Origin of the sequence: Halothiobacillus neapolitanus c2 (assembly GCF_000024765.1) — a bacterium.
Taxonomy (GTDB): Bacteria; Pseudomonadota; Gammaproteobacteria; order Halothiobacillales; family Halothiobacillaceae; genus Halothiobacillus; species Halothiobacillus neapolitanus.
Genome location: NC_013422.1, coordinates 826,164 through 851,031 on the forward strand (window position 1 = coordinate 826,164; position 24,868 = coordinate 851,031).

General features: G+C 53.1%; 19 protein-coding genes, 1 tRNA gene and 1 other RNA gene. 9 read left to right on the forward strand and 12 right to left on the reverse strand.

Going from position 1 to position 24,868, the window contains the following annotated elements; all coding sequences use genetic code 11:
* Positions 1-81 precede the first annotated feature (81 nt).
* The 4 genes from ffs (at position 82) to recR (ending at position 2,973) form a co-directional block, all read left to right on the forward strand.
* An RNA gene (gene ffs / locus HNEAP_RS12480) (signal recognition particle sRNA small type) lies at positions 82-178 on the forward strand.
* A 47-nt stretch (positions 179-225) separates the two neighbouring features.
* Positions 226-2,001 carry a DNA polymerase III subunit gamma/tau gene (dnaX, locus tag HNEAP_RS03890; protein ID WP_012823654.1) on the forward strand — a complete coding sequence of 592 codons (1,776 nt, stop codon included), beginning with the start codon at positions 226-228 and terminating at the stop codon, positions 1,999-2,001.
* Between the two features lie 41 nt (positions 2,002-2,042).
* On the forward strand, positions 2,043-2,369 hold the full coding sequence (locus HNEAP_RS03895; RefSeq protein ID WP_012823655.1) for a YbaB/EbfC family nucleoid-associated protein: 327 nt from the start codon (positions 2,043-2,045) through the stop codon (positions 2,367-2,369).
* A gap of 10 nt (positions 2,370-2,379) precedes the next feature.
* Positions 2,380-2,973 (forward strand): recombination mediator RecR, encoded by a 594-nt coding sequence (gene recR / locus HNEAP_RS03900; protein WP_012823656.1) that lies wholly within the window; start codon positions 2,380-2,382, stop codon positions 2,971-2,973.
* A gap of 26 nt (positions 2,974-2,999) precedes the next feature.
* Here recR and HNEAP_RS03905 read toward each other — a convergent pair whose 3' ends face one another.
* The 4 genes from HNEAP_RS03905 to glgB are packed head-to-tail and all read right to left on the reverse strand — an operon-like array spanning position 3,000 to position 9,169.
* Entirely contained in the window at positions 3,000-3,371 is a 372-nt protein-coding gene (locus HNEAP_RS03905) for a PilZ domain-containing protein (RefSeq protein WP_012823657.1), read from the reverse strand.
* Positions 3,372-5,546 carry a DUF1631 family protein gene (locus HNEAP_RS03910; RefSeq protein ID WP_012823658.1) on the reverse strand — a complete coding sequence of 725 codons (2,175 nt, stop codon included), beginning with the start codon at positions 5,544-5,546 and terminating at the stop codon, positions 3,372-3,374.
* Positions 5,518-6,987, reverse strand: coding sequence for a glycogen synthase GlgA (gene glgA, locus HNEAP_RS03915; RefSeq protein ID WP_012823659.1), 1,470 nt, complete (start codon positions 6,985-6,987; stop codon positions 5,518-5,520). The genes HNEAP_RS03910 and glgA overlap by 29 nt, the downstream gene beginning before the upstream one ends.
* A gap of 16 nt (positions 6,988-7,003) precedes the next feature.
* Positions 7,004-9,169, reverse strand: a complete 2,166-nt coding sequence (glgB, locus tag HNEAP_RS03920) for a 1,4-alpha-glucan branching protein GlgB (RefSeq protein WP_012823660.1) — start codon at positions 9,167-9,169, stop codon at positions 7,004-7,006.
* A 414-nt stretch (positions 9,170-9,583) separates the two neighbouring features.
* Between glgB and glgC the strand changes: the two genes are divergently transcribed.
* The 3 genes from glgC to malQ are packed head-to-tail and all read left to right on the forward strand — an operon-like array spanning position 9,584 to position 14,027.
* Complete coding sequence (glgC, locus tag HNEAP_RS03925; protein ID WP_012823661.1) at positions 9,584-10,855, forward strand: glucose-1-phosphate adenylyltransferase; 1,272 nt, start codon at positions 9,584-9,586, stop codon at positions 10,853-10,855.
* The gene (locus HNEAP_RS03930) at positions 10,855-12,555 is read left to right on the forward strand and encodes a glycoside hydrolase family 57 protein (RefSeq protein ID WP_012823662.1); all 1,701 of its coding nucleotides are present in this window, start codon (positions 10,855-10,857) and stop codon (positions 12,553-12,555) included. The genes glgC and HNEAP_RS03930 overlap by 1 nt, the downstream gene beginning before the upstream one ends.
* The gene (gene malQ, locus HNEAP_RS03935; RefSeq protein ID WP_012823663.1) at positions 12,555-14,027 is read left to right on the forward strand and encodes a 4-alpha-glucanotransferase; all 1,473 of its coding nucleotides are present in this window, start codon (positions 12,555-12,557) and stop codon (positions 14,025-14,027) included. The genes HNEAP_RS03930 and malQ overlap by 1 nt, the downstream gene beginning before the upstream one ends.
* A gap of 55 nt (positions 14,028-14,082) precedes the next feature.
* Here malQ and HNEAP_RS12855 read toward each other — a convergent pair whose 3' ends face one another.
* From HNEAP_RS12855 to HNEAP_RS03965, 6 genes are all read right to left on the reverse strand, one after another.
* Positions 14,083-14,316, reverse strand: coding sequence for a DUF4010 domain-containing protein (locus tag HNEAP_RS12855; RefSeq protein ID WP_208107162.1), 234 nt, complete (start codon positions 14,314-14,316; stop codon positions 14,083-14,085).
* Complete coding sequence (locus tag HNEAP_RS03940) at positions 14,253-15,389, reverse strand: MgtC/SapB family protein (RefSeq protein WP_012823664.1); 1,137 nt, start codon at positions 15,387-15,389, stop codon at positions 14,253-14,255. Before HNEAP_RS03940 ends, HNEAP_RS12855 begins: the two co-directional genes overlap by 64 nt.
* A gap of 557 nt (positions 15,390-15,946) precedes the next feature.
* Positions 15,947-17,155, reverse strand: a complete 1,209-nt coding sequence (locus HNEAP_RS03950; RefSeq protein ID WP_243726301.1) for an ABC transporter permease — start codon at positions 17,153-17,155, stop codon at positions 15,947-15,949.
* Complete coding sequence (locus tag HNEAP_RS03955; protein WP_012823666.1) at positions 17,152-17,868, reverse strand: ABC transporter ATP-binding protein; 717 nt, start codon at positions 17,866-17,868, stop codon at positions 17,152-17,154. Before HNEAP_RS03955 ends, HNEAP_RS03950 begins: the two co-directional genes overlap by 4 nt.
* A complete protein-coding gene (locus tag HNEAP_RS03960) occupies positions 17,865-19,151 on the reverse strand; it encodes an efflux RND transporter periplasmic adaptor subunit (protein WP_012823667.1) in 1,287 nt (428 codons plus the stop codon). The genes HNEAP_RS03955 and HNEAP_RS03960 overlap by 4 nt, the downstream gene beginning before the upstream one ends.
* Positions 19,148-20,605: an efflux transporter outer membrane subunit gene (locus tag HNEAP_RS03965; RefSeq protein WP_208107164.1), complete on the reverse strand. Its 1,458-nt coding sequence runs from the start codon at positions 20,603-20,605 to the stop codon at positions 19,148-19,150. The genes HNEAP_RS03960 and HNEAP_RS03965 overlap by 4 nt, the downstream gene beginning before the upstream one ends.
* 337 nt (positions 20,606-20,942) lie before the next feature.
* On the opposite strand from HNEAP_RS03965, the gene HNEAP_RS03970 reads away from it, so the two are divergent.
* Positions 20,943-21,017, forward strand: a tRNA-Val gene (locus tag HNEAP_RS03970).
* A gap of 231 nt (positions 21,018-21,248) precedes the next feature.
* Here HNEAP_RS03970 and HNEAP_RS03975 read toward each other — a convergent pair.
* Together HNEAP_RS03975 and HNEAP_RS03980 are read right to left on the reverse strand one after the other, a co-directional pair.
* A complete protein-coding gene (locus HNEAP_RS03975) occupies positions 21,249-22,694 on the reverse strand; it encodes a sensor histidine kinase (protein WP_012823669.1) in 1,446 nt (481 codons plus the stop codon).
* Positions 22,694-23,374, reverse strand: a complete 681-nt coding sequence (locus HNEAP_RS03980) for a response regulator transcription factor (RefSeq protein WP_012823670.1) — start codon at positions 23,372-23,374, stop codon at positions 22,694-22,696. Before HNEAP_RS03980 ends, HNEAP_RS03975 begins: the two co-directional genes overlap by 1 nt.
* 135 nt (positions 23,375-23,509) lie before the next feature.
* Between HNEAP_RS03980 and HNEAP_RS03985 the strand changes: the two genes are divergently transcribed.
* Entirely contained in the window at positions 23,510-24,868 is a 1,359-nt protein-coding gene (locus HNEAP_RS03985) for a TolC family protein (protein ID WP_012823671.1), read from the forward strand.

Sequence of the window (24,868 nt, forward strand, 5' to 3'; positions counted from 1 at the left end):
GTGGACGATGGTCTCCGCGCCCTTGGCGTGTTATGATCGCGTTCCATTTTTCGAACAGAAGATGGTTTCTATGGTGTTCCGTATTCGTCCCTTCGCGACAATGCGCCGTGAACCCCGCCAGGCCCGGAAGGGAGCAACGGTAACGGTTGCCTTGGGTGCCGGAGATCGGCGGGTGCGGGATGCCACCTTCCCAAAATTCATTTCATTCAATTCGGCTGTTGCGCTATGAGCTACCTCGTGCTGGCGCGCAAATGGCGTCCCAAAAGCTTTGCCGAAATGGTTGGCCAAGGCCATGTCCTGCAAGCACTGACGAATGCGCTGGACCAAAGCCGTTTGCACCATGCTTACCTGTTCACCGGCACTCGAGGCGTGGGCAAGACCACCGTCGCGCGAATTTTTGCCAAAGCGTTGAATTGCGAGCACGGCATATCCAGTACGCCCTGTGGTGTATGCAGTGCCTGCGTTGAAATTGATCAGGGCCGCTTTGTCGATTTGATTGAAGTCGATGCCGCTTCGCGCACCGGTGTCGACGACACCCGTGACTTGCTTGAGAACGTGGCCTACGCGCCGGTGCGCGGTCGGTTCAAGATCTATCTGATCGACGAAGTGCATATGTTCTCGAAATCGAGCTTCAATGCGCTTTTGAAGACGCTTGAAGAACCGCCCGAACACGTCAAGTTCTTGTTGGCAACCACCGATCCGCAAAAACTACCTGTCACGGTGCTCTCCCGGTGCTTGCAGTTCAATTTGCGCGCCTTGCCGCTTTCTCAGATTCAGCAGCATCTGGCCGATGTTTTGCAAAAGGAAAACATTGCTTTTGAGCCGGCTGCCCTGCACTTGATCGCTGAAGCGGCCAATGGCTCGATGCGGGACGCCTTGAGTCTGCTCGACCAGGCCATCGCATTCACCGGCGGCAAGCTCGATACGGTTCAGGTGAGCCAGATTTTGGGTTTGAGTGATCATCAAATCATCTGGGACATGATCGACGCGCTCTATCAGCAGTCGGCGGACCGGCTGTTTGCTCTGGTCGACGAAGCACTGGATCGCGCGGTAGAGCCGGCGATTCTTCTGGCGCAGTTCATCGAGTCCATTCATCAGTTGGCGATGGGGCAGTGGATTCAATCCATGTCTGCTGCGGCCAACCCGCCCCCGGACGAATTGAAATCCATCGATCCCCAACTGCTGCAGTTGTGGTACCAAATCGCCACGACGGGCCGACGCGATATGGCCTGGTCGCCCAATGCACGGATCGGTCTTGAGATGACTTTGCTTCGTATGCTGGCATTTCAGCCGGGAGGCGAGGCTTCAAACGGCGCAGTTAAAGCGACAGAACCTGCTGCTGTCCATTCTTATCCCTCTGATTCACGCAGCGTGTCTGCTGCAAAGACAAAACCAGAACGGGTTGCTTCATCGATCACACAACCCGAATCCGAGCCCGAAACAAAGGCGCGTTTGCAAAAAAGTGCCGAGCATCGGGTCGCAGAACCGATGGTTGCGCAAACAATGCCGGTTCAGGACAAATCTGATCATGATGTGCCTGATCATTCTGGCCATGCGCGCGCCCAATTGACCGACCTGCCATGGCATGAATGGGTTGAGCGCATACCCGGTCAGCCGGGGCGGAACTTGGCTGATCGCTGTCACATCAATATTGTCGACGGGCAGATTCAACTTGTGGTCGCCCCTCAATATGAAGTCATTGCCAATGCCCGTGCGCGGGAAAGTTTGCTTTCTCAGCTTTCTAAACTGGCCGATACTTCAAAGGTAAAAATTATTATCGGGCAGAACGATACGGCATCTGACCGAGCCACATCCGAAATATCAGCCCAGGCGGCCATCACACCCGCCGAACGCAGAAATCAGGAAGAGATCAATCTGCAGCAGCAACGAAGACAGAGCGTTGTGCAACATCCCGTTGTGCAACTGCTGCAAGAACAAGCCGGGGCTCAACTCGTTGAAGAAAGTATTCTTCCTCGTGATGGCCAATCAGACCCCGCATAAAACACTGATCGAATACAAACCCTACAGAGGAGAATTAAGCCATGATGAAAGGCGGAATCGGCAATTTGATGAAACAAGCCCAGCAGATGCAGGAAAAGATGCAGCGCATGCAGGAAGAGGTTGCCAAAATCGAAGTGACGGGAGAATCCGGTGCCGGTCTGGTCAAGGTCACCATGACCGGTAAGCATGAAGTGCGTCGACTGGTTATTGACGACAGCCTGATGGGCGATGACAAGGAAATGCTGGAAGATCTGATTGCCGCAGCTGTGAACGATGCCGTACGTCGGGTCGAACACAATCAACAAGAAATGATGTCCAGTGTCACGGCGGGCATGAACCTGCCAGCGGGCATGAAGCTGCCTTTCTGATCCTGCCCACATGTTCTCGCCCAAGTTCGTCGCATTGGTCCAGGCCCTGAGGGGATTGCCTTCGGTCGGGCAGAAAACAGCTCAGCGCATGGCTTTGCAGTTGCTCGAACATGACCGGGAAGGGGCGGCCCAACTTGCAAGGGCGATCGTTGCGGCGCTTGAGGGTATCGGTCGCTGCGAATCCTGCCGCATATTTTCTGAAACGCCGGTTTGCCCGGTTTGCGCGGATAACCACAGAGATGCGACACAGCTCTGCATTGTCGAATCACCGACCGATTGGTTGGCGATTGAACAATCCGGTGCATACCAGGGGCTGTACTTTATCCTGTCGGGCCATTTATCACCCTTGGATGGCATCGGCCCAGAAGACATCGGTATTCCCGAATTGATGAACCGATTGGCAAACAGCCCGGTTGAAGAAATCATCATGGCGACAAGCGCGACGATCGAAGGTGAAGCCACCGCAGGCTACATCATGGATCGGGTTGATCCTGCACGCTACAAGGTAACTCGACTGGCACAGGGCGTGCCCATGGGGGGAGAGCTGGAATACCTCGATGCCCAAACATTGAGTCTGGCGCTTAAATCAAGGCGTTCCGTATAAGCGCCAGTATTGTAGTCACAAACCTTTCAAGCGATATATAACGCTCTCCAATCGTGGTAATCCTTGTTTCTACGATCAAACTGAATTTCTATCCCAGCGTTGTATTCAGGTTCGCCCTGATCGTCCGATGACTTTTCGCACCAAGTGATCTTGCCGTTCATGAAGAACACGTTGTTGTCATTTACGGTGCAAACGGAAAGTTGAACAGGCAGGTTCAATTCAAGCGCGTTTTTTGTGGAAATGTTCAGTCCATTGGCACTGACATCAATGATTTCTGCATTGAATATCTCAAAAGGCGGCGTCATGCATTTCAGTAAAACCTTGCCCCTGACCTTGATTCGGTTGAAATCCCGTCTGTCTTGATTGTTATCGATTTGTGATGGGTTGCCGGCATCCATTTATATTAAGCCCTCTGATTTGATCGTATCCAGAAGCTGTTGTTTTGCGCTGTTGTAATTTGGATTATCAAAGACGGGGTTACTCCGGTTTTCGAGTAGATCGCTGATAAATTGGGCGATGGGAAGGACGAGCGTTATCTCCCCGTTTCTATTGGCGAAACTGACAATTTTAAGTTCCATGTTGACCTTGCTGGCTTTCAGGCGCCTTAGCGCAGCATCATCAGAGGTATAAATCTGAAGCCACTCATTGTTAAGAATATGCCTATCCAGAAACTGTTTGATTCGTGGATCGGAGCACAAGTTTTCGTAAGGTGATGGTTCAGGCTCCGGTTGATTCGTTTCCTCGACCGGTACAGCAGCGTCTGTCTTTGGCACGTCGACTTCCGCTGAGCGACCATCATTAGCCTCGATGCCGTTCTTGTGCGCTTGAGGCAAAGGTATGCTGGATACCTTTGCTGCGTTTTTTAATTCAGCAGCCTCCACTTGTTCGACAACAGACTCCGAGTTGAGTTGGTCGATATTTGAGGTAGCTTGGGTTTCGCGTTCCTCTTCCTTGCGTTTCTGAATTATCGAAAATTGGGTGCGTTTGTTTTTCAGATAGGTTAAATAATGATCAGCGGCTGTTTTCTGCACCGCAACCTTGAAGAAGTCATCGCCGAGAATAGGGTGTTTAATCAGCTCTTTAACCTTGCTTTCAACAATCAAAACATCCCGGATGTCGCTGGCGCTTTTGACTTCTAACTGAATAACGTTGTCGAGGACTGCCAGAGCTTCTTTCCATTCATCACACTGTCGCCCATGTGTCATGAGAACGTGGATCATGAATGGATTCAGCACCTTTGCCAAAAAGGCACTGGCCTCGTCAGAAAGTAACGCAGCACCGATAGCGCTATTGATGATGAAAGTAATGCGGTTTCGGCTTCTGGTGGTTATCGAAGAGCTTAACGAGTGATTGCCCGCGCGTGGCGCCGCAACATGTCCTAGCTCATTGTTTTCAATCCCATCCAGCTCCTCAGACAACGTCTCAAATGCAGGTGTTTCTTTAGACGATGTTGATCGAATGAAGGATTTTACCGAATTCGCGATTTTTTTTATGTCATCTGTGCTGAGGTAAGGGTCTGAACCAAGCATGACCAATTTGTTGAGGACTTCGCGGGCAGGGTTTTTGAGGTTGCTGAAAAAATCAGTATCCGTAAATGCGGTATTCAGAACTATGGCTTGTAAGGATATCGCCTGATTTTTAATAATCGGGTTTATATCGTTGTTATTAATCAGATCAGAGAGAATGGCACCGGCGAGCGTGATTATTTCCTGGTCATGACTATGCAGCTCGGTTTTCGATTGCAGACTGGGGTGTGATTTTCTGAAACGCTCAATAACCGCCTCAATGAGGTTTTTCGGTGACCATGATGATTTGGATTGAAGAAATACGTCTTTGTTATCAACCGATGACTTAAGGAAATTCTGAAGTTCTTCCGAGGAAATCCTTGAGTGTTCGTTCAGTTGTTCCTGAATGAGCGATTCGCTGTCCGAGATGGCATCGATCAATGACTCAAGCTCTGACCGTTGTGGGGGGCGTTTGCTTTTGACCTCGGGAAGCACGCCAGATTGAATCAGCAGGTCATTGAGCAAAATATAGAGCGGTTCTAATTTATATAGAACATGGGTTCCGAGTGAACGGATCAGACTGTCTCTAATATCACTTTGGAAGTGATGACTCGCTTTTATAAAGCCATAGGTGATTGAAGAAACGGTGTACAAATGTTGGGGGAAGCTTTCTTTCTCAGTCAGATTCAGGCTTTTGATCCTCGATTCATATTGCGCGTGTTCTATGCCATATTTTGCTTTAGCGTGCGCAATCATGTCCTCCATCTGCAGCGCTAAAGATCGGTTCTGAACGACGCTCGCCCAATTGATCTGGTTCAGAATCGGATTGCTTTCCCTAATAACAGAGTAAAGCGTTTCTTCGAAATCGTTCCTGCTGTTTTTAAGTTGGGCGATTTTTTCGAATAGCTCTGATTTGTCGTGCTGATTTGAGGTGTGATCAGCACGAGTAAACAGCTTCTTTTCTATTTCGTTAAAAAGGCTGTTTAACGCGCTATCCAATGCCGACTTCGCGAGTCGATCAAGTTCACCCCTAAGTTCTTCAGTGTTCGTGTTGACTCGATTCATCATGGGTCTGTTCCTTGAGTGCTGCAGAATAAATTTTTTTATATTCTTTGGCACTGGTTATCCATCCGAAATCCTTTTGCATTCCTTGTTGCTGGATTTTTCTGTATAAGTCTCGATCTTTGTAAATTTCCATGAAATACCCGATCGCCCAGTGGATGGCGGAAACATCCAGATGGTCGATCACAATACCGGAAGCGGAACCATCCTTAATACTTTCTGGCGTGATATGCGTGACAGTATCAGCAAGGCCGCCAACCCGGTGAACAATCGGCAGGGCGCCGTATCGTAGGCTGTACATTTGATTTAGGCCGCAGGGTTCGAAACGGCTAGGCATGATGAACGCGTCACCAGCGGCTTCAAGCCGGTGCGCCAACTTCTCGTCATAGCCGATGACAACAGCGATCCGATCTGGGTTCTTCTCAGCGAGGCTACGTAAGGCGTGTTCAAACCGGTGTTCTCCCGCGCCCAAAATAACGAACTGTACCTGCGCGCTTCCCAATGTTTCAATTGCCTGGATGAGCAGATCGATTCCTTTTTGCTCGACCAACCGACCGACATGGGTAATGAGCGGTATGTTCCCGTCGATCGTGAGGCCGAATTCGTGTTGAATGCTCTCCTTGATGATCGCCTTTCCGGTCATATCTGATGTGCTGAATGGCTTTTCAAGCAATGGGTCGGTTTGAGGGTTCCAGTCTTCACCAATACCGTTAAGGATTCCCTTCAGTCGATCCTGTTTATGATGGAGTAGGCCATCGAGCCCGTATCCGAACTCCGGCGACTGGATTTCCTGCGCATAGGTGTTGCTAACTGTGGTGACGAATTTCGAAAAGACGATGCCGGCTTTCATGAAGGACATATTCCCCCAATATTCCAGCGCATCCGGGCGCCAGAGAGACCAGGGCAGGCCCAATCGTTCGAAAGTCGGACGATCGAATACCCCTTGATAAGCCAGATTATGAATGGTGAAAATATTTTTTGGCGAACTGCTTTCAGAGAGTAGTGCCGGAATCAATCCTGTTTGCCAATCGTTGCTGTGGATGATGTCCGGCTTCCATGCATCACCGAAAAGTCCGGTGGACAGGGCGACAACAGCCCGACAAAACAAGCCAAACCGATCCGGATTGTCGTGCCAATTGTTGCCGTCCGGCCCTATATAGGGGTTCCCCTGACGTGCTGAAAAAACCGGATGATCGACCAAGTAGACCAGATGCCCAGTGTTCAAGTTGGCAAGGTTGATCTTTACGGGTTGTCCCAAAATTTCTTTTTGACCAATTTGGATTTCAGATTCAATTAAATCAGTTTTGATGTTGGCATATCTTGGTAAGACAACGCGCACATCCACGCCCACTTGGCTTAAAGCCAGTGGGAGTGCACCGGATACATCGGCGAGCCCACCGGTTTTGATCAATGGGAACATTTCGCTCGTGGCAAAAAGAACGTTCATTATTCTGTTTGATCTCTCAATTTATTCTGATCATCAGGGCGCCAAGTGGCGGTAGTGTCAGTTCTATATGGCCACTTTGACCATTATAAGGACTGTTTTTGTGGTGAGTTAATTCCAATGCGGTGGCTGAGCCGCCATAAACAGACTCGTCGGAATTGAATACTATATTCAACCGGTCGGTATTCGGTATGCCGATTTTGTAGTTCTGTCTGACGACGGGCGTGAAATTAAGTATGGTCAGGATGCTCTGGCCTTTGGCGTGCCTGAAAAAACTGATGACTGAGTTCTGGCGGTCGTTACAGTCGTTCCATGAAAACCCGCATCCTTCAAAATCATGGTAATGCAGTGCCACTTCATTTTTATAGAGGTGATTGAGTGCCGTGCTGAGTTGACTGATGCCTTGATGGAGTTTGTATTCAAGCATCCACCAGTCGAGTTGCTTGGCATGATTCCACTCGTTGCCCTGGCCGAATTCGCAGCCCATGAACAGGAGTTTCTTTCCTGGATAGGCGCATTGGTAGGCCAGAAGAAGGCGAAGATTGGCGAATTTCTGCCATTCGTCACCGGGCATTTTGTTCAGCAACGAGCCTTTACCATGCACGACTTCATCGTGCGAAAAGGGAAGGACGAAGTTCTCCGTGAAGGTGTAGAGCAGGCCGAATGTAAGATTGTTGTGGTGATATTGCCGGTTGATGGGGTCTTCCTGAAAGTATTTCAGCGTGTCATTCATCCAGCCCATGTTCCATTTCAATGCGAATCCAAGCCCGCCGACCTCGGGCGGCCTGGACACCAATGGCCAGGCGGTGGATTCTTCCGCCATCATCAAGGCGCCGGGGTTCCGGCTTTGTGTCACATGGTTCAGTGCACGAAGAAAATCAATGGCCTCCAAGTTTTCGCGCCCGCCGTAGGCGTTCGGCAGCCAATCGCCATGTTCGCGTGAATAATCGAGATACAGCATGGATGCCACAGCATCGACACGCAGGCCATCGAGATGCATTTCTTCGAGCCAGTACAGGGCGGAAGCAATCAAAAAATTGCTGACCTCCTTGCGCCCGTAATTGAAGATCAGGGTACCCCAGTCACGGTGTTCCCCGCGCCTTGGGTCCTCGTGCTCATAAAGTGCCGTGCCATCGAAGCGGGCGAGGGCAAACTCATCGCGGGGAAAGTGAGCCGGAACCCAGTCAAGAATAATGCCTATGCCTGCTTCGTGTGCCTTGTTGACGAACTGCTTGAATTGTTCCGGCGTGCCGAAACGGGAGGTCGGCGCGAAATAGCCTGTGGTTTGATAACCCCATGAGCCATCGAAGGGGTGCTCCGTGATGGGCAGCAATTCAATGTGAGTGTAACCGCGCTCTTTAACATACGGAATCAGTTGCTCCGCCAATTCCGCGTAGGTTGGGAATTGTTTGCCCGTCAGTTTCCAAGAACCTAAGTGAACTTCATAGACATTCATCGGGGCGTGCATCCAGTCGTTTTGCTCGCGCGCCTTGAGCCAGAATTGATCCGTCCACTGGAATTCTTCGTCACTGACTACCTTGGCGGCCGTATTGGGGCGAAGTTCAAAGCTGCGGCCAAAGGGATCAGTGCGAACGCTGGTGGCCTGAGTATCTCTGTTTTTGATTTCAAACTTATAAAAATCGCCGGCAGAAAGGCCCGGGATAAACAACTCCCAAACGCCACTACTGATGCGATTGCGCATCGGATGGCGGCGGCCATCCCAGTTGTTGAAATCGCCCACGACGCTGACGCGGCTGGCATTGGGAGCCCATACGGCGAATGTTACGCCCTCCACGCCGTCAATGGTGATGACATGTGCGCCCAGCACTTTCCACAGGTCGTAGTGCTTGCCTTCGCCGAATAAGTACAAGTCGAGTTCGCCGAGTACTGGCCCGAAGCTGTAGGGATCCGTGATCTGGTACTTGTGGTGTTCAGCAGTTTCGATTTCCAGAACCGGGTGAAGAGGCAGCAAGTCCTCGGTGAAGAGCCCAGCAAATACACCGGGGAAGTCGGCATCGGCTGTCAATTCAAGCCACTCGCCATGAGTGCTCAATATCCTGATGTGTTCGGCCTGCGGCTGGTAGGTGTGAAAGCGGCATTTGCCCTCGCCAAGTGGATGGCGGCCTAGCAAGGAAAACGGATCATGCATTCTCGATTCGATAATGGGTTGAAAATCTAACTGCATCAATGGGTTCCTTGTTTTAGCACGAATGGTTCACGTCGGCTTCATCGAACAAAGGTATCCCTTATGGTGAAACTGTTCAACTCTCGTATTGCCCGCGGCTTTAAGGCTTGTGATTTGCAAATAAACCGGTGAGTTAAAACCGTCGGTAAATTTCATATATGAACGCCTTGAGTTGCTTGTTGCGATCTTGGTTTGAGCCAAGTCGTCGATCATCCATCATTTTGTAGTGAAAATGAGGTGGAATTTATTTTCCATTTTGGCTTGACGGTCATGTTCCAAGGGTAGGATTATGGGACCGAGTGCCTGAATGAAGAGAGTTTATGGTCAGTGGTCAGTGATCAATTCGTTGTGAACATGAGGTCGTAACGTTTCCAGTTGACTATCTTTAATTGATTGATATAGGGATACTTTTTTATGTTGGTAGATAGCCCCAAACGATTAGTCAGTCGAATTACCCGCGATACTTTGGCTCTGGTTTTGTCGGGAGGTCGTGGATCACGCCTCAAGCAACTCACTGATTGGCGTGCGAAGCCTGCCGTTCCCTTCGGTGGAAAGTTCCGGATTATTGATTTCCCATTGTCCAATTGCGTCAATTCAGGCATTCGGCGCATGGCTGTATTGACACAGTACAAGGCGCATTCACTCATCAAGCACGTTCAGCTGGCTTGGGGTACAAACCGAATGGCCCGTGACGAGTTCGTCGAGCTACTGCCAGCCCAGCAGCGGATCAACGAACAATCCTGGTACAGCGGTACCGCCGATGCGGTTTATCAGAACATCGACATCCTGCGGACTCATGACGCCGAATACACGCTTATTCTGGCCGGCGATCACATCTACAAGATGGACTATGGCCCCATGATTGCCTACCACGTCGAGAAAGGAGCCGACCTGACCATCGGCTGTATCGAAGTGCCGCTCGAAGAAGCCAAAGCTTTTGGTGTGATGGGCGAAGACGGGAAGGGTCGGGTCAACATGTTCGTGGAAAAACCCGATGTCCCCCCGGAAATGCCGGGTAATCCAGGCAAAGCGCTGGCATCCATGGGTATTTATGTCTTCAATACCAAATTTCTGTTCGAGCAACTGATTTACGATGCGGACGATCCGAATTCGGATCACGATTTTGGTAAGAACGTCATTCCCCGAGTGATCAAACGATATCAGGTGTTCGCTTATCCGTTTCGAGATGTCCAGAATAATACCCAAGCCTACTGGCGGGATGTGGGGACCATTGATTCCTATTGGGCGGCGAACCTTGAACTGATTGGCGTGACTCCCGATCTGAATTTGTACGATACCGACTGGCCGATCTGGACGCATCAGGAACAATTGCCGCCTGCCAAGTTTGTGTTCGACGACGAAGATCGGCGCGGAATGGCTGTGGACACAATGGTTTCTGGCGGCTGCATCATTTCGGGCGCCCTGGTGCGTCACTCCCTGCTTTTTTCCAATGTCATCGTCAACGAACATGCATCGGTCGAAAACTCCGTGATCCTGCCCAACGTGATCGTCAACAAGAAAGCCAAGATTCGCAATGCCGTTGTCGATAAGGGATGCGTCATTCCCGAGGGCATGGAGATCGGCTTCGATCCGGTTGCCGACAAACAGCGTTTTGAGGTCAGTCCGAACGGGATTGTGCTGGTGACCCCGGACATGCTCGGACAACGTCTACACATGGTGCGCTGATGAAACACAAGAAGTTACCCGTTGTTCTGTGCTGGCACATGCATCAGCCGGAATACAGAGACCCTCGGGATAAAATCTACCAGCAGCCGTGGACCTATCTGCACGCCATCAAGGACTATGTCGATATGGCAGCGCACCTAGAGCGTCATCCCGGCGCGCGTGCGGTTGTCAATTTCGTACCCATCCTGCTTGAGCAACTCGACGATTACTCGGTTCAGATTGCGCAATACCTTGAAACACGTGAAATTTCCATGCTGCGTGACCCGTTGTTGGTTGCTTTGGTCGAGCCTGAAAAGATCACAGACCCCACAGCGCGCATGACTGCCGTTCGGGCCTGCATGCGTGCCAATGAAGATCGACTGATCCGCCGTTTCGAGCCATTCAAGGATCTGGTCGATTTGGCGCGTTCAATCTCTGTAAATACGGAGAACGGCGATTATCTGAGCGATCAGTTCATCGCTGATCTGGCGGTGTGGTATCACCTGGCCTGGATGGGCGAAACGGTTCGTCTTGAAAATACACTCGTTAAACAGCTCATGGCCAAGCCTTTGGGCTTTAATGCCGACGAGCGCGTCCAGCTGCTGGCACTCATCGGTTCCCTGATTGCTGGGATTTTTACTCGTTACCGGGCATTATCGGAAGGAGGGCAGGTTGAGCTGTCCATGACGCCTTATGCGCATCCGATCATGCCGCTGCTGCTCGACATAACCGCTGGCAAGCAAACCTGCCCGCACGATCCGCAGCCGCAGCAGGTGAGTTATCCTGGCGGTTCAGATCGTGTGCAGTGGCATTTGCAACATGGCTTGGATGTATTCAAGCGCTTTTTTGGTGTTCATCCCACAGGTTGCTGGCCCTCTGAAGGTGCGGTTTCCGAGCCGACGGTGCATGAATTGGCTAAAGCCGGTTTCACCTGGTTGGCCAGTGGCGATCAAGTGCTGAGTCACTCATTACAAAAGCAGAAGATGGTTGAAAGCGGTTGCCGTCATCGGGTGTGGCAGTTCGATGCTTTGTCCCCCGCACTCTTTTTCAGGGATGACGGACTCTCCGATCTGATCGGATTCGACTACCAAAAATGGCATGCAGATGATGCTGTTGCCGATTTTATCGCCCATTTAATGAAGATTCGTCACGATTGTCAGGATGACGATGCTGTGGTTTCGATCATTCTCGATGGTGAAAACGCCTGGGAGTTTTACCCCCACAATGGTTATTGGTTTCTGGATGCCTTGTACAAAGGCTTGAGTACGCATCCAGATATTGAACTCACCACTTTCTCTGAGGTGGTAACAAAGACCTATCAGCGTAAAACTTTGCAGCATCTGGTTTCTGGTAGCTGGGTTTACGGGAATTTGACCACTTGGATTGGAAGCCCCGCCAAAAACCGGGCTTGGGATATGCTGATCGATGCACGATTGGCATTTGTGAAAGCACAGTCCGCAGGGCAGTGGGATGCCCAAACCGAGGAGCGGAATATCCAGCAACTGGCCATCTGCGAAGGTTCGGACTGGTTTTGGTGGTTTGGCGATTACAACCCGGGCGATGCCGTTCGAGATTTCGACCACTTGTACCGCTTGCAGTTGACCCGATTGTACGAGCTTATCGGCGAAGATGTGCCGGCCAATCTGGCTGTGCCGCTGTGTCTTGGCGTCGGAGAAAATTCGACCGTGGAAGCAGGTGGTGTGATGCGACGTGGCCAATAATGGGTAAAGAGTCGACCAAAGAGAAAAAAATTTTGCCTGAAATGCCCTGTGCCCTTCGAAGAGCGGGCGTTTTGGCTCCTGTTTTCAGCCTGCCATCGGGTGATTTCGGCCCCTCGGTGGACCAATTTCTGACGTTCATGAACCAAAGCCGCCTGACTGTTTGGCAGGTTTTGCCGCTCGGGCCGCCACTTATGGATGGTTCCCCCTATCAGTGCGCGTCTTCTTTTGCGATTAATCCGGCATTCCTCTCTGATGCGCTGTTGCTCAATCCCGATGATTTTGACCCTATCGCCCCGATCCGTGAACGAAGAGCCGGGCAGGGCGCTTTGCCATCCCTGTTGGCCGAATTCGACGAGTTCTGTCGTGCGTCGTCCAACTGGCTTGATGATTACGCCTTATTCATAGTCATCAAGTCCCATGAACAGGGGCGGTCTTGGCTGGAGTGGCGACCGGTTTGGCGAGATCGTGATCCGGCCTCTCTTGAGGCCTTTGCACAGGATCATGCGAAAGCGGTTCATGCCGTGAAGTTCGAACAGTTCCTGCTGGATCGCCAGTGGCGGCGTATTGTCACGAGGGCGCATGAACTCGGCGTTTTGATCTATGGTGATCTGCCGATTTTTGTGGCCGGTGATTCGGCCGATGTTTGGGCGAATCGGGCATTTTTCCAACTGGACGAACGGGGTTTGCCCACCGAGGTGGCCGGCGTTCCGCCCGACTATTTCTCTGCAACGGGGCAGCGCTGGGGCAATCCGCTTTTTGATTGGTCCCGAATGGCGGCCGATGGGTTCTCTTGGTGGAAACAGCGAATGGCCCGCCACATCGACATGTTCGACTGGGTGCGGATTGACCATTTTCGTGGGCTGGCGGCGTACTGGTCCATTCCCGCTCAGTGCGATACGGCGATCGATGGCCGCTGGGTCGAAGCGCCGGGTGCCGCTTTGTTGACAGCTTTGAGCGAGGCGTTTGGCGGTGATCTGCCCATCATCGCGGAAGATCTTGGGGTGATCACCGAAGATGTAACCGCTTTGCGCAAGGCATTCGGCATGCCGGGCATGCTCATCCTGCAGTTCGCCTTTGATAGCGACGACGATAACCCCTATCTGCCCGCCAATCACCACCCTGATTCGGTCGTATATACCGGAACGCACGATAACGATACGACGCTGGGTTGGTGGCAGTCGCTCAGCCCGGATGCACAAGCGCATATGTACGACGTGCTCGCGCAGCAATTGAATCTGTCGAGTTCAGAGCCAATGCCCATGGCGCTTCTTCGTGCGGCGATGGCCTCGGTTGCTCAATTGGCTATTATTCCGATGGCCGATTGGCTGGGTTGTGATTCGAGCGGGCGAATCAATACGCCGGGTACACCGACGGGCAATTGGACCTGGCAGTTTGAACGTGCCGACATGAGTGCCGAGTTATCGAAACGTATCCGCGCTTTGGTGACAGAGTATCAGCGCGATCCCGACTGACACTGTCGCGCGGTTCATTTGAGCGAGTTGGGCGCATGCCGGTTGTCTACACGCGCTACCTCAGAAACAGGGCGATATATCCCAACGACAGCAAAAAGGTCGCGGCCAGCCAGGCTGCTGATCCAAACAGGGCCGGATTGCGCGACAGGGCAACTGTGTAGCCTGCTTTCAACAGATTGTTGCTGCCGCTTGCAATGAGGATGGCGATTTCCAGGGCGTTTTCACTCACGTGAAATTTTCCGTCCAAAAGCGACAGGATGAAGGGATCGATGTCGGTAAAACCGACCATGAACGACAGCACACGTGCAAGCCACTCACACCGTAGTCGGTGACGACGAAATGCGTAAGGGTGGCAAAAAATACAAACAGGAAGGCAAATAACAAAGCCGTTGAGAATTCGAGCGGGTGGCTCGGTGGTGCTTCAGTCTGTGGCGCCGTAGCCACTTTCACCCTTCTGAATTGCCACCAGGCAAGTGCCGCTGTACTGAGAATCAACAGGGCGAACGGAGCGGCAATATGAGTGGCTGTTTGTGAATGTCCCAGCACGACAATCAGAACCCAGAGTCTCAAATACATCATTGTTGTGGCCAGCAATACCGCGACACAGATCAGACGAGTCTGAGGTTCGGGCTGTTTCTGCGCGCGCCTCCCCAGCACAACAGTGGCTGCCGTGCTCGAATACATGCCGCCGAGAATGCCGGTCAGTAACACACCGCGTTCTGGGAAAAAATAGGTTTGTGCCAGATAGCTCAAATAAGAAATCGCCGAGACGACAATCACCGCGAACCAGACCTGATGCCAGGTTACGTCGATAAATCCAGCAATCTGGCGATCTGGCAGCAGGGGTAAAATTACCCCCGCCATCAGGAAAAATTTGACGAGTGTCAGCGCTTCGTCGTGTCGGAAAGCATCCGAAAACCGCCTGATGCCGGGTTTTTCGCCCAATAACAGCAAGACCACGATCATGAAGACAATCGGCAGCCATAATGGGCCGTGCAGCGACAGCGGGCCGAGTAAATAAACCACGAGCGCAATCAGTGTGCTCAGGAGTCGATCATCCTTGTCTCTGGTTAGCCGATACCAGTAGGCTAAAGACAGCAACGCACCCAGTACCAGCAAACCTACGCCGTAGGCGATAAAGCTGGGGTCAATGACGGCCAGGCCATAACCGAGAATCGACAGCAGGGTCAGCGTGCGTGTTGTGCCAAAACCCAGATCCTTATTGGCTGCACGGCGATAACTGTGCCACTCAAGCCCAATGAGAAACCCGAAAATAGACGTTTCAAGGAACGCGACCAGTAAAGGTGAAAGTGAATTGATTGAGCCCATGTGTGTTAAATCCGGATCGGTTTTGCTCATCATGGCCGCAGCGGGCGATGACGGCAAGAGCGCGAACTGACACCAGGATAAATAATGGACAAGAGGCCGTGCCAAGAAAGAAATGTCTATCAGAAATCCAGCTTGAACGTCACGACGACTATTTCGACGGTGATTTGCCGTTCAATCTGTGGAAGACGACCATCGTTTTTGGGGTGAAAAGTAAAGCAAAAAAATTGGATTTATCGAAAATTTTTTCTTGACAGCATTGAAACTATGCACAGAGCGGCTAAGGGCGTGGCTTGAATGTAAGTTCCTGTGTCGACTTTACTTAAAGTCTACGTTATCTTCGCAAGGTACTGATTATAAAATATATATTTCCAATTAGTCATGTTGGTGTAAAAATAACCAAGACCGGTAACTGCTTGATGGGTTGTGTTCGTGGAAACTTTATACCCAAGGTTATCCACAGTTTTTGTTGATAACTTTTTTGCTCATTTTCTGTGCAGGATAGTGAAGTCCGAATCCCTCAAATCGTTCATGATTACTAAGTTGTGAATCATCATGAGGCAAACGTTCGAGCACTTGATATTTCAACCGGATTATTCATGACGAAGCGCCTCAATGGGGTCGAGTCGTGCAGCCTTGCGCGCCGGAAAATACCCGAAGACGACCCCCACAGCGGCTGAAAATAGTGCAGCCAAGGCAACAATTCCAGCATTGAAAACAAAGGGAATGTTCAACGCGCTGGCCAATGCGATCGATCCGCCAAGGGCCAGGGCAATACCGATCAAACCGCCGAGCGAGGATAAAACAATCGCTTCAACCAGAAACTGGAGCAGAACTTCTCGCTCGAGTGCGCCGATCGCCATGCGGATGCCAATTTCACGCGTCCGCTCGGTGACAGACACGAGCATGATGTTCATGATCCCGATGCCGCCCACCAGCAGGCTTACCGCCGCAACCGCCCCAAGTAGTGCTGTCAGAATCTGGGTTGTTCCCGTGAGCATCTTGGTGATTTCTTTCATATCCATCACGTTGAAGTCACTTTCCCCGGCCGGTGGTATATGGCGGCGCTCACGCAGAATCTGCTCGATATCCTGCTTGACTCGGTCTGTCGATACACCCTTGTCGGCAGAGACCTGAATGATGTTGACATCCTGATTGCCGGCGATTCGGCGTTGGAATGTTCGAAGCGGAATCAGGACTAAATCATCCTGATCCGTACCCATGGTGGATTGGCCTTTGGCATCCAGAACACCGATGACCTGACAGGCCATTTTTTGCAGCCTGATCCGATCGCCGATGGGGTCCTGACTGCCGAACAACTTTGATTTGACGGTGGCGCCGATAATGCAAACGGCTGCGCCGGAGCGAAGTTCACTGCTGCTGAATCGGCGTCCGTCCTGTATGGTCCAGTTCCGTGCGGCAAAATAGTCATCCGTTGAACCGCTCACCATTGTCGACCAGTTCTGGTTGCCATACACCACCGTCATGGCGCGCGACGAGGCGGGAGCTACGGCTGCAAGGCCCGGAACCTCACGGGCAATGGCCTCGGCATCTTCCACTTTGAATGCGGGCGCACCACTGATCTGTCCCGGACCCATGCGTTTTCCGGGCGTGGCGATCAACAGGTTGCTGCCGAGACTGGCGATCTGCTCGCTGACCTTTGCCGTGGCACCGCCGCCGAGCGTGACCATCACGATCACCGCGGCCACCCCGATGACGATGCCGAGAATGGTCAGGAACGAACGCATCACATTGCGTCTGATTTCGCGTAGTGCGAGCAGAAAGGTATTCCACAACATCATGCCGCTCCTGTCTGAGTGGTGTCGCTTTCGACCAAGCCATCGCGAAAATGGATGACGCGCCTCGCATAGGCAGCCATGTCCGGTTCATGGGTCACCATCACCACGGTAATGCCCTTGTCGCGGTTGAAGCGGGTGATCATTTCCATGACTTCCTGACTTCGAGCTGTATCGAGATTACCGGTCGGCTCGTCGGCCAGCAGGATGGCGGGGCGCGTCACGATGGCGCGCGCAATAGCGACCCGTTGCTGTTGTCCGCCCGAAAGTTCGCTGGGCGTATGGTGTTCCCAGCCGTCCAGTCCCACATCGGCAAGTGCCGCACGTGCCCGATTGTGGCGCTCTGTAATCGGTAAACCCTGATAAATCAGCGGCAATTCGACATTTTCCAGAGCGGAAGTTCGGGCCAGCAGATTGAACCCCTGGAAAACGAATCCCAGTTCGTGGCGTCGCAACAGCGCTCTCTGGTCACGATTCAGTTGCCCGACTTCAAACCCTCGGAACCGGTAGTTCCCACTGGTGGGTGTGTCCAGACAGCCGATGATGTTCATCGCGGTGCTTTTGCCCGAGCCACTGGCGCCCATGATGGCCACAAACTCGCCTTCGGCAATCGCCAGATTGATACCGCGCAGGGCTTGCATGGACGCGCTGCCCTTGCCGTACACTTTGGTTACACCCGCCAGTTCGAGCAAGGGGGCTGGTGCGTGCGCATCACTCATTTTGTCTGCTCGTTCATGTCGACAATCAGCGGTGTGCCGGGTTGCAGAGCACCTTCTGTAATGGCGGTCATGATGCCGTTTGTTTGCTGGGTCATGACATCGATCGGTTCAGGACGCCCGTCCTTCAAAACCCAAACGCGTTGCTCCTTGCCTGTCGCTGCCTGCACCGAATTCTGAGAGGAACTCGGGGGCCTTGGCATTAGATTGGAGATCAGGCCGCCGCTGCTTTTCGTGGTTGTCGACACAGGCGGTGAAAAGCGCAGTGCCGCATTCGGTACAAGGAGCGCGTTCTTGTCTTCGTTGACCAAAATATGCGCGGTGGCCGTCATTCCAGGACGCAGCAGAAGATCCCGATTGTCGACCTTGAGAATGGTTTTGTAGGTCACCACGCCGGAAACGGTTTGCGAGCCGTAACGCACCTGAGTGACTTTTGCATCGAAATTTCGATCCGGAAAAGCATCAACTGTAAAACGGGCGGGCTGTCCCACATGGACCTGACCGACATCTGCCTCATCGACATCGACCTGCAACTCCATCTGCGTGAGGTCTTCTGCCAGCGTGAACAGGACGGGTGCCTGGAATGAGGCCGCGATGGTCTGGCCCGGTTCCACGTTGCGATTCAGCACGATGCCATTGATGGGCGAACGTACAACGGTTTTGGAAAGATCGGTGCGGTTGGCGTTCTGCACCGCCTCGCTTTGCACGACGCTGGCCCACGCGCTGGCAAGGTCTGCCTTGGCCCGGTTATAGGTAGCCTGCGCTTTGTCGAATTCGAGTTTGGAGGGCACCTTGCCGCCGCTCATCTTCTGCACATTTTTCAGTCGAGCGAGCTGGGTCTTGGATTCTTGCACCGTGGCTTCGGCCTGTTGCACCTTGGCGCGCGCCGCATCGAGTGCGGCGGTGGACTGTCGCAACTGGGCTTCGAGCTTGGTCGGGTCGAGCAGGGCGAGGGGTTGACCGACCTTCACCTTATCGTTGTAGTCGACCAGCACTTCTTTGATGGTTCCGGAAACCTCGATCCCGACGTCGACCTGATTGGTCGGAGCCAATGTGCCGGTCGCGGTCACTTCAACCGTGAGATCGCCGCGTTGGACAGGCTGGGTCACGTATTGTGGCGTGTTGGTTTCCTTACCTTTAAACTGAATATATCCGGCGACCAGAACGGCGACGGCCAGCACGATGAGCAGCCAGCGTTTCCATCGGTTGCCGCCGGATTTTTGCATGAAAATCGGCGTTCGGGCGTTTTCGGTGCCAGCTGAGGGTTGAGGTTTGGTCGCGCTCATGGCGTGATCTCCGAAGAAGAAGTGAGGTCAGCGGCAGGTGGGTTCGCGACCCAGCCTCCACCCAGGGCTTTATAGAGTTGAATCAAACTTGTGCTGACGGCCGCTTCACTGGTGGTGAGCAAATCCTGCAGGGTCAACAAGCTTCGTTGCGTATCGAGCACGGACTGAAAATCAATGAGGCCTGCGGCATATTGGCTTTGAGCGAGCGCTTGTGCACTCTGGGCTGCGGCGACTGCTCTGGTCAATGCGGCACGACGCTCTTGTTCGCGCGCGTATGAAATCAGAGCGTTTTCCACTTCGGCAAACGCCGTCAGTACGGTAGATTCGTATTGAGCCAGGGCCTGCGCCTGCAGGGCATTCTGGATCTGGATGTTCTGATGAATCCGACCGGCATCGAAAAGCGTCCAGGCGGCATTACTGCCGATCGAAAAGGTTTTGGCTCCCGCCGTGAACAGGTTGCCTGAGGCCAAAGAAGCCAGACCGATACTGCCCGCCAGAGAGAAGTCAGGGTACTGGGCAGCCGTTGCCACACCGATTTGGGCGGTTTGCGCGGCCAATTGCCGTTCTGCCCGGCGAATATCGGGCCGACGACGGAGCAGATCGGCAGGAATACCCGTATTCATCATGGCATCAGCCTGGGGAATCGGCGCGGTGGCGAATGGGGGCAGGTCTTCGGGGTTGATGCCGAGCAGTATCGCAATCTGGTTCTTGGTTTGGGCAAGGTTGGTCTCCAGCACGGGAATCTGGGCACGGGTCTGTTCCAGCGCGGAAGTGGCCTGTTCCAAGTCGAGACGACTGGTCAAACCCGCCTGATAGCGCCATTGAGCCAAATCGCGGGTTTGCGTCTGGATGGCGAGATTGGCCTCGGCAACAGCAAGCCTTGCCGCAAAGGCGCGCAGATTCAGGTAGTTGACACCCACCTCGGCCGTGAGACTGGTCTGAACGGCGGACAGATCGGCTTCACTTGCCTCCACTTGTGCTGAGGCCGCTTCAAGAGCACGTCGTTTTCCGCCAAAGATATCCATTTCCCAGCGGGCATCGAAACCGGCGGTGTACTGATTATTGATAAGCCCAGAACCCAGCTCTTGACTGCTGCCAATGCGGTTGGCCGAAGCGTTTGTTCCGAGTGTCGGGAATCGATCCGCCTCGGCAAACCCGCGCCGAGCACGGGCTTCAAGCAGACGGGCTTCTGCCTGTTTCAGATTCTTGTTGTTGGCCAGCGCTCGCTCAATCAACCGATCCAGAACCGGGTCATGGAATTCGCGCCACCAACGAGCCAGCCCGGCGTCATCAACGCTCGGTGGCGATGCGTTTACTATTGGCGATTGCCAGTTTTTCGGTACGGGAACCGTCGGCTTCTGGTAATCCGGACCGACTGCCGCGCACCCGGAAAGGATCAAGGCAGCCGATATGCCTGCGGTAATTTGCCTTGGGTAAAGGGTTTTGAAGTTCAATCGCAGATCACCTGATGGGCGCATAAAAAAACCTGATAATAATACCTTTAGAGTATTTCGGCGGGGTTTTTGTGTGCTGTTTGAACAAAAAATTTAAACCAGTCACTCTCTATATTGACGTGTCCAGGGCTCGCGGTGCGGCAAAAATCATACCGATGACGCTTTAATACATCAGGTTCTTTATCGTTGCCGAGAATCCTGGATGCACACCCATTCGTCCAGAAGTTTAACTGCACATCAAGATAATTCGTGAAGGCCTTTCCTATTAGGCCCTGCGCCAAGATGGCTTCCCTCTTGACTAGAAAAATACAGGCGGGTAAAGTGCCGCACTCAATTTAGTCGCGTAGCTCAGTGGTAGAGCATCACCTTGACATGGTGGTGGTCGGTGGTTCGATCCCACTCGCGACTACCAGTTCGATATTCTTAAGTCATTGTTCAATCCTATTTGGACTATAAATGCTAAAAAGCCTCAAACACGCAATGAAATGCGGTTTGAGGCTTTTTTGTTTGCCTTGAATCAATGATTAGTTCGAATATTTTTTGGTATCTGATAACTCAACACCAGACTTGAAGCTGAATGATCACCCGAAGCTGACCGCTGGCGTTGCCCACAACGTCAAACCCAAGAGCATTTCGGTGATCGTTAGGATACCTTCAAGCGAGGAAATGTCAGGAGGACTTTCAAGCCGGGATGATTATCGTGCAGTTCGACGGTGCCGCCCTGTTCGTGCATGGCCGCGCGCACCAAGGCAAGCCCCAAACCGCTGCCGGGCGAGCTGCGTGCCGCATCCAGCCGGACAAACCGTTCCAGCACGCGCAATCGATCGGCGGGATTGGGGATGCCCGGCCCGTTATCGGCGATGGTGAGTGTGATGCTTTTTTCCTGCTGGGTGAGGGTAACGGCTACTTTTGATCCCGCAGGAATGTGATTGAGGGCGTTTTCCAGCAAATTGACCACGATTTGCGTCAGTAGCCCTTGACTGGCCAGCCGGGTAATACCCGGTTGAATCTGTGCGCTGAGATGAACACCGCGGTCTTCTGCCGCCAACTGGTAAAAATCAACTAAATCAATCAGTAGCGTGCTGAAATCCACGGTCGTAAAGACCTCTCGCCGCATACCAGCTTCCGCTTGGGCAATGGCGATCAGGGTATTGAACAGTGCAAGGAGTTGATCGGCATCGTCCAGAGTTTGCTGCATGACGTTTCGATATTCTTCGGCGGGGCGCTCATGAGTTAAGGAGATTTCCAGTCGATTGCGCAGGCGGGTGAGCGGGCTGCGTAAATCGTGGGCGATGTTATCGGTCACGCTGCGCATCCCAGCCATGAGTTCATCGATGCGGTCGAGCATTTGATTGAGTCGGGCGGAGAGATCCGAAAACTCATCGCCCTTGCCTTCATCGGGAATACGGCGGGAAAATTCTCCGGCCATGATCTGCGTGGCCGTGTGGGTGATGGTGTCGATGCGGCGCAATACGGCAAGCCCCATCCAGCCGCCGCCCGCCAAGGAAAACAAGGTGATGATGCCCAAGGCCCAGCTCAGCAGATATCCGGTGTGGTCGGTGAATCCTTCCTCTTCGACCATCGCCTGACCGACCAGCAGGCAGTGCCCATCCGCGAGCCGTGTGCTCAGGGCGCGCACGCGGATATCCGAATCTTCCGCCTGTAGTTTTTTCGGCACGATGTCGCTTTGGTCGCTGAATTGGGCCGGTTGGCCACAGCTTAAATCATCGGGCCACCTCAGAAGATTACCCGCCAGAATGTGCTGATTGGCATCAACCAAGAGATAAAGACGGCTGCTTTTATCCGTCTGCGCGACCTGTTCTTGAATTTGCCCGACCAAGCCCTCGCCCTCGCCCGAGCCATCACTGACATCACCGCGTAATTGCGTCAGCTCATCGCGCAAATTCACATCGATTTGCCCCACGATATATTGCGTGGAAAGCCAATACACGCCCGCCAGCGAAACACCCACCACCAAGCTAAACGCCAAGGCGAACAATAACGCCAGCCTGAACACGCTGGTGCGCCATAAGCGCTTTAGGCGTTGCCAGCTGCGCAGGGGCAGGCCGATAACCTCAACTAGCGACATCAAACAGGCACATCGCTCAGCACATAACCCGCGCCACGCACGGTATGCAACAGCGGCGTATCGAAATCCCGATCAATTTTGCTGCGCAGCCTTGAAATATGCACATCGATCACATTGGTTTGTGGATCGAAATGGTAGCCCCAGACCTGTTCGAGCAGCATGGTGCGCGTCACGACCTGTCCGGCGTGGCGCATTAAATAATCCAGCAGACGAAATTCACGCGGCTGCAACAGAATCGGTTGATCGCGACGCATGACTTTATGTCGCACCCGATCAAGAACAAGATCGGCCACCGCCAGCGTATCGCTCGAATCGCGCGTTTGCATGCGCCGGGTGAGTGCCTCGATGCGGGCCAGCAATTCGGAGAATGCGTAGGGTTTGGTGAGGTAATCATCGCCACCGGCTTTGAGCCCAGTCACGCGGTCATCAACTTCCCCGCGCGCCGACAGAATCAACACGGGCGTTGCCCTGCCCGCCGCGCGGTAAGCGGCGATCAAACCCAAGCCATCAAGCCCCGGCAGCATGCGATCGACGATCAAGGCATCGTATTCACCCGTCATCGCCAGATGAAGGCCATCAGTGCCATTGGCTGCCCGATCCACCGAGTGCCCGCTCTCCTCCAGGCCCTTGGCGAGGTAGGTCGCCGCCTGCACATCATCTTCAACCAGTAGTAGTTTCATGCGTGCATCCTAAATCAGTCCGCAATCCGGGAAGATGAAAATATGGTCATGTTGCGTTCATCCGCTCAAAAGGCATACACCCTTATGATCTTGCCATGACGGCACACCCCCGTACCGAAAAGTGATAAGGGATTTATGTTTATAAAATCACAATTGTTAAATCAGACAACGCGTCGTTGGCGTGCCACCGCGCGAGCGGGCACCTTGCTAATCATGCTTGCCGCCGTGGCGGGCTGTGCCCAGTATCAGCCCCTGCCAGAAACGGCGCGCTTGCCAGCAACCCCCGCGCCGCCCAAGCAGGTCTGGACGCTCGAAAGCGCCACACGGTACGCGTTTAAGCACAACCCCCAACTGATCGAAAGCAACACCCAATTGACGCTGGCGCGCCAACAAGCCGGTTTGGCGAATGTGCCGCCGCCGATGAGCTTGGGGTTCTCGCTGGATCATCCTTGGCAACAAGGGCTGTTCAACGCCTTCAGCTTATCGGTGAGTCAGGATTTAAGTTACTGGCTGAAACAAGCACCGCGCAAACAAGCTACCCAAGCGCGTTTGCGCCAAGCGATTTTGAACCATCGCTGGCAGGCGTGGCAATTAGCCGCCGCCGTGCAGCAGCAGTATGTGACTGTCTGGTATCAACAAAAACAGCTGCGCTTGCTGCACGCCCAAATTCAGTGGCTCGATCAGCGGATCACAGCGAATGCGGCGGCAGAACAAGCGGGGCTAATCACCGCCGACACGCAAGCCTTGCTATTGACCAATGCGGCGCAGTGGCAGCAAATGGCGCACGCGGCCAATCTGCAACAGATTAAAAACCTTGCCCAATTGCGGCAGCTGTTGGGGCTGCCCGCCGATACCGCACTGCATCTAATCAAGCCACCACAACCCGCGCTTACTTCTCAGATAATCAACACATCATCAATTGCCCAACGCCCCGATGTGTTGGCACTCAAAGCGGCCATTGATGAGCAAGATGCGCAATATCGCCAAGCGCTGATCGATCAATTCCCCTCGATCAGCCTGGGGCTGACCCGCGCGCAAGATACCTCCAAGGTGCAAACCATGGGCGTTGGCATCAATCTCGTTTTGCCGTCGCTCGATGGCAATCGCCACGCCATTTCGGTGGCGAAAACCAGCCGAAAGCTGGCGGCAGAGCAATATCAACATCGCTTACTGCAAATTCGCAGTGACTTCGCGGCGCTGCGGCAAAAACAAGCCGAACTGCAACGCGCACGCAAGCAGATTAAAGCGAACCTACCGGCGCTGCGCCAACGGCTGAATGAGGCCGAGCAAGCGATGGCACAGGGTTTGTTGAATGCCAATACCGTCGATACCTTGCGGCAAACCGTCGTCAATCAACGCTTGGCTTTGTTGCAGAACACCGCAGCGCGCCAACGCGCCGGCTATGCCCTGCCTGCGCTGGTGGGCATTGATCCGGCCATCCTATCCGTATCGAATGCAGTCGCAAACCAATCACCGACACCCACGGAACACTGA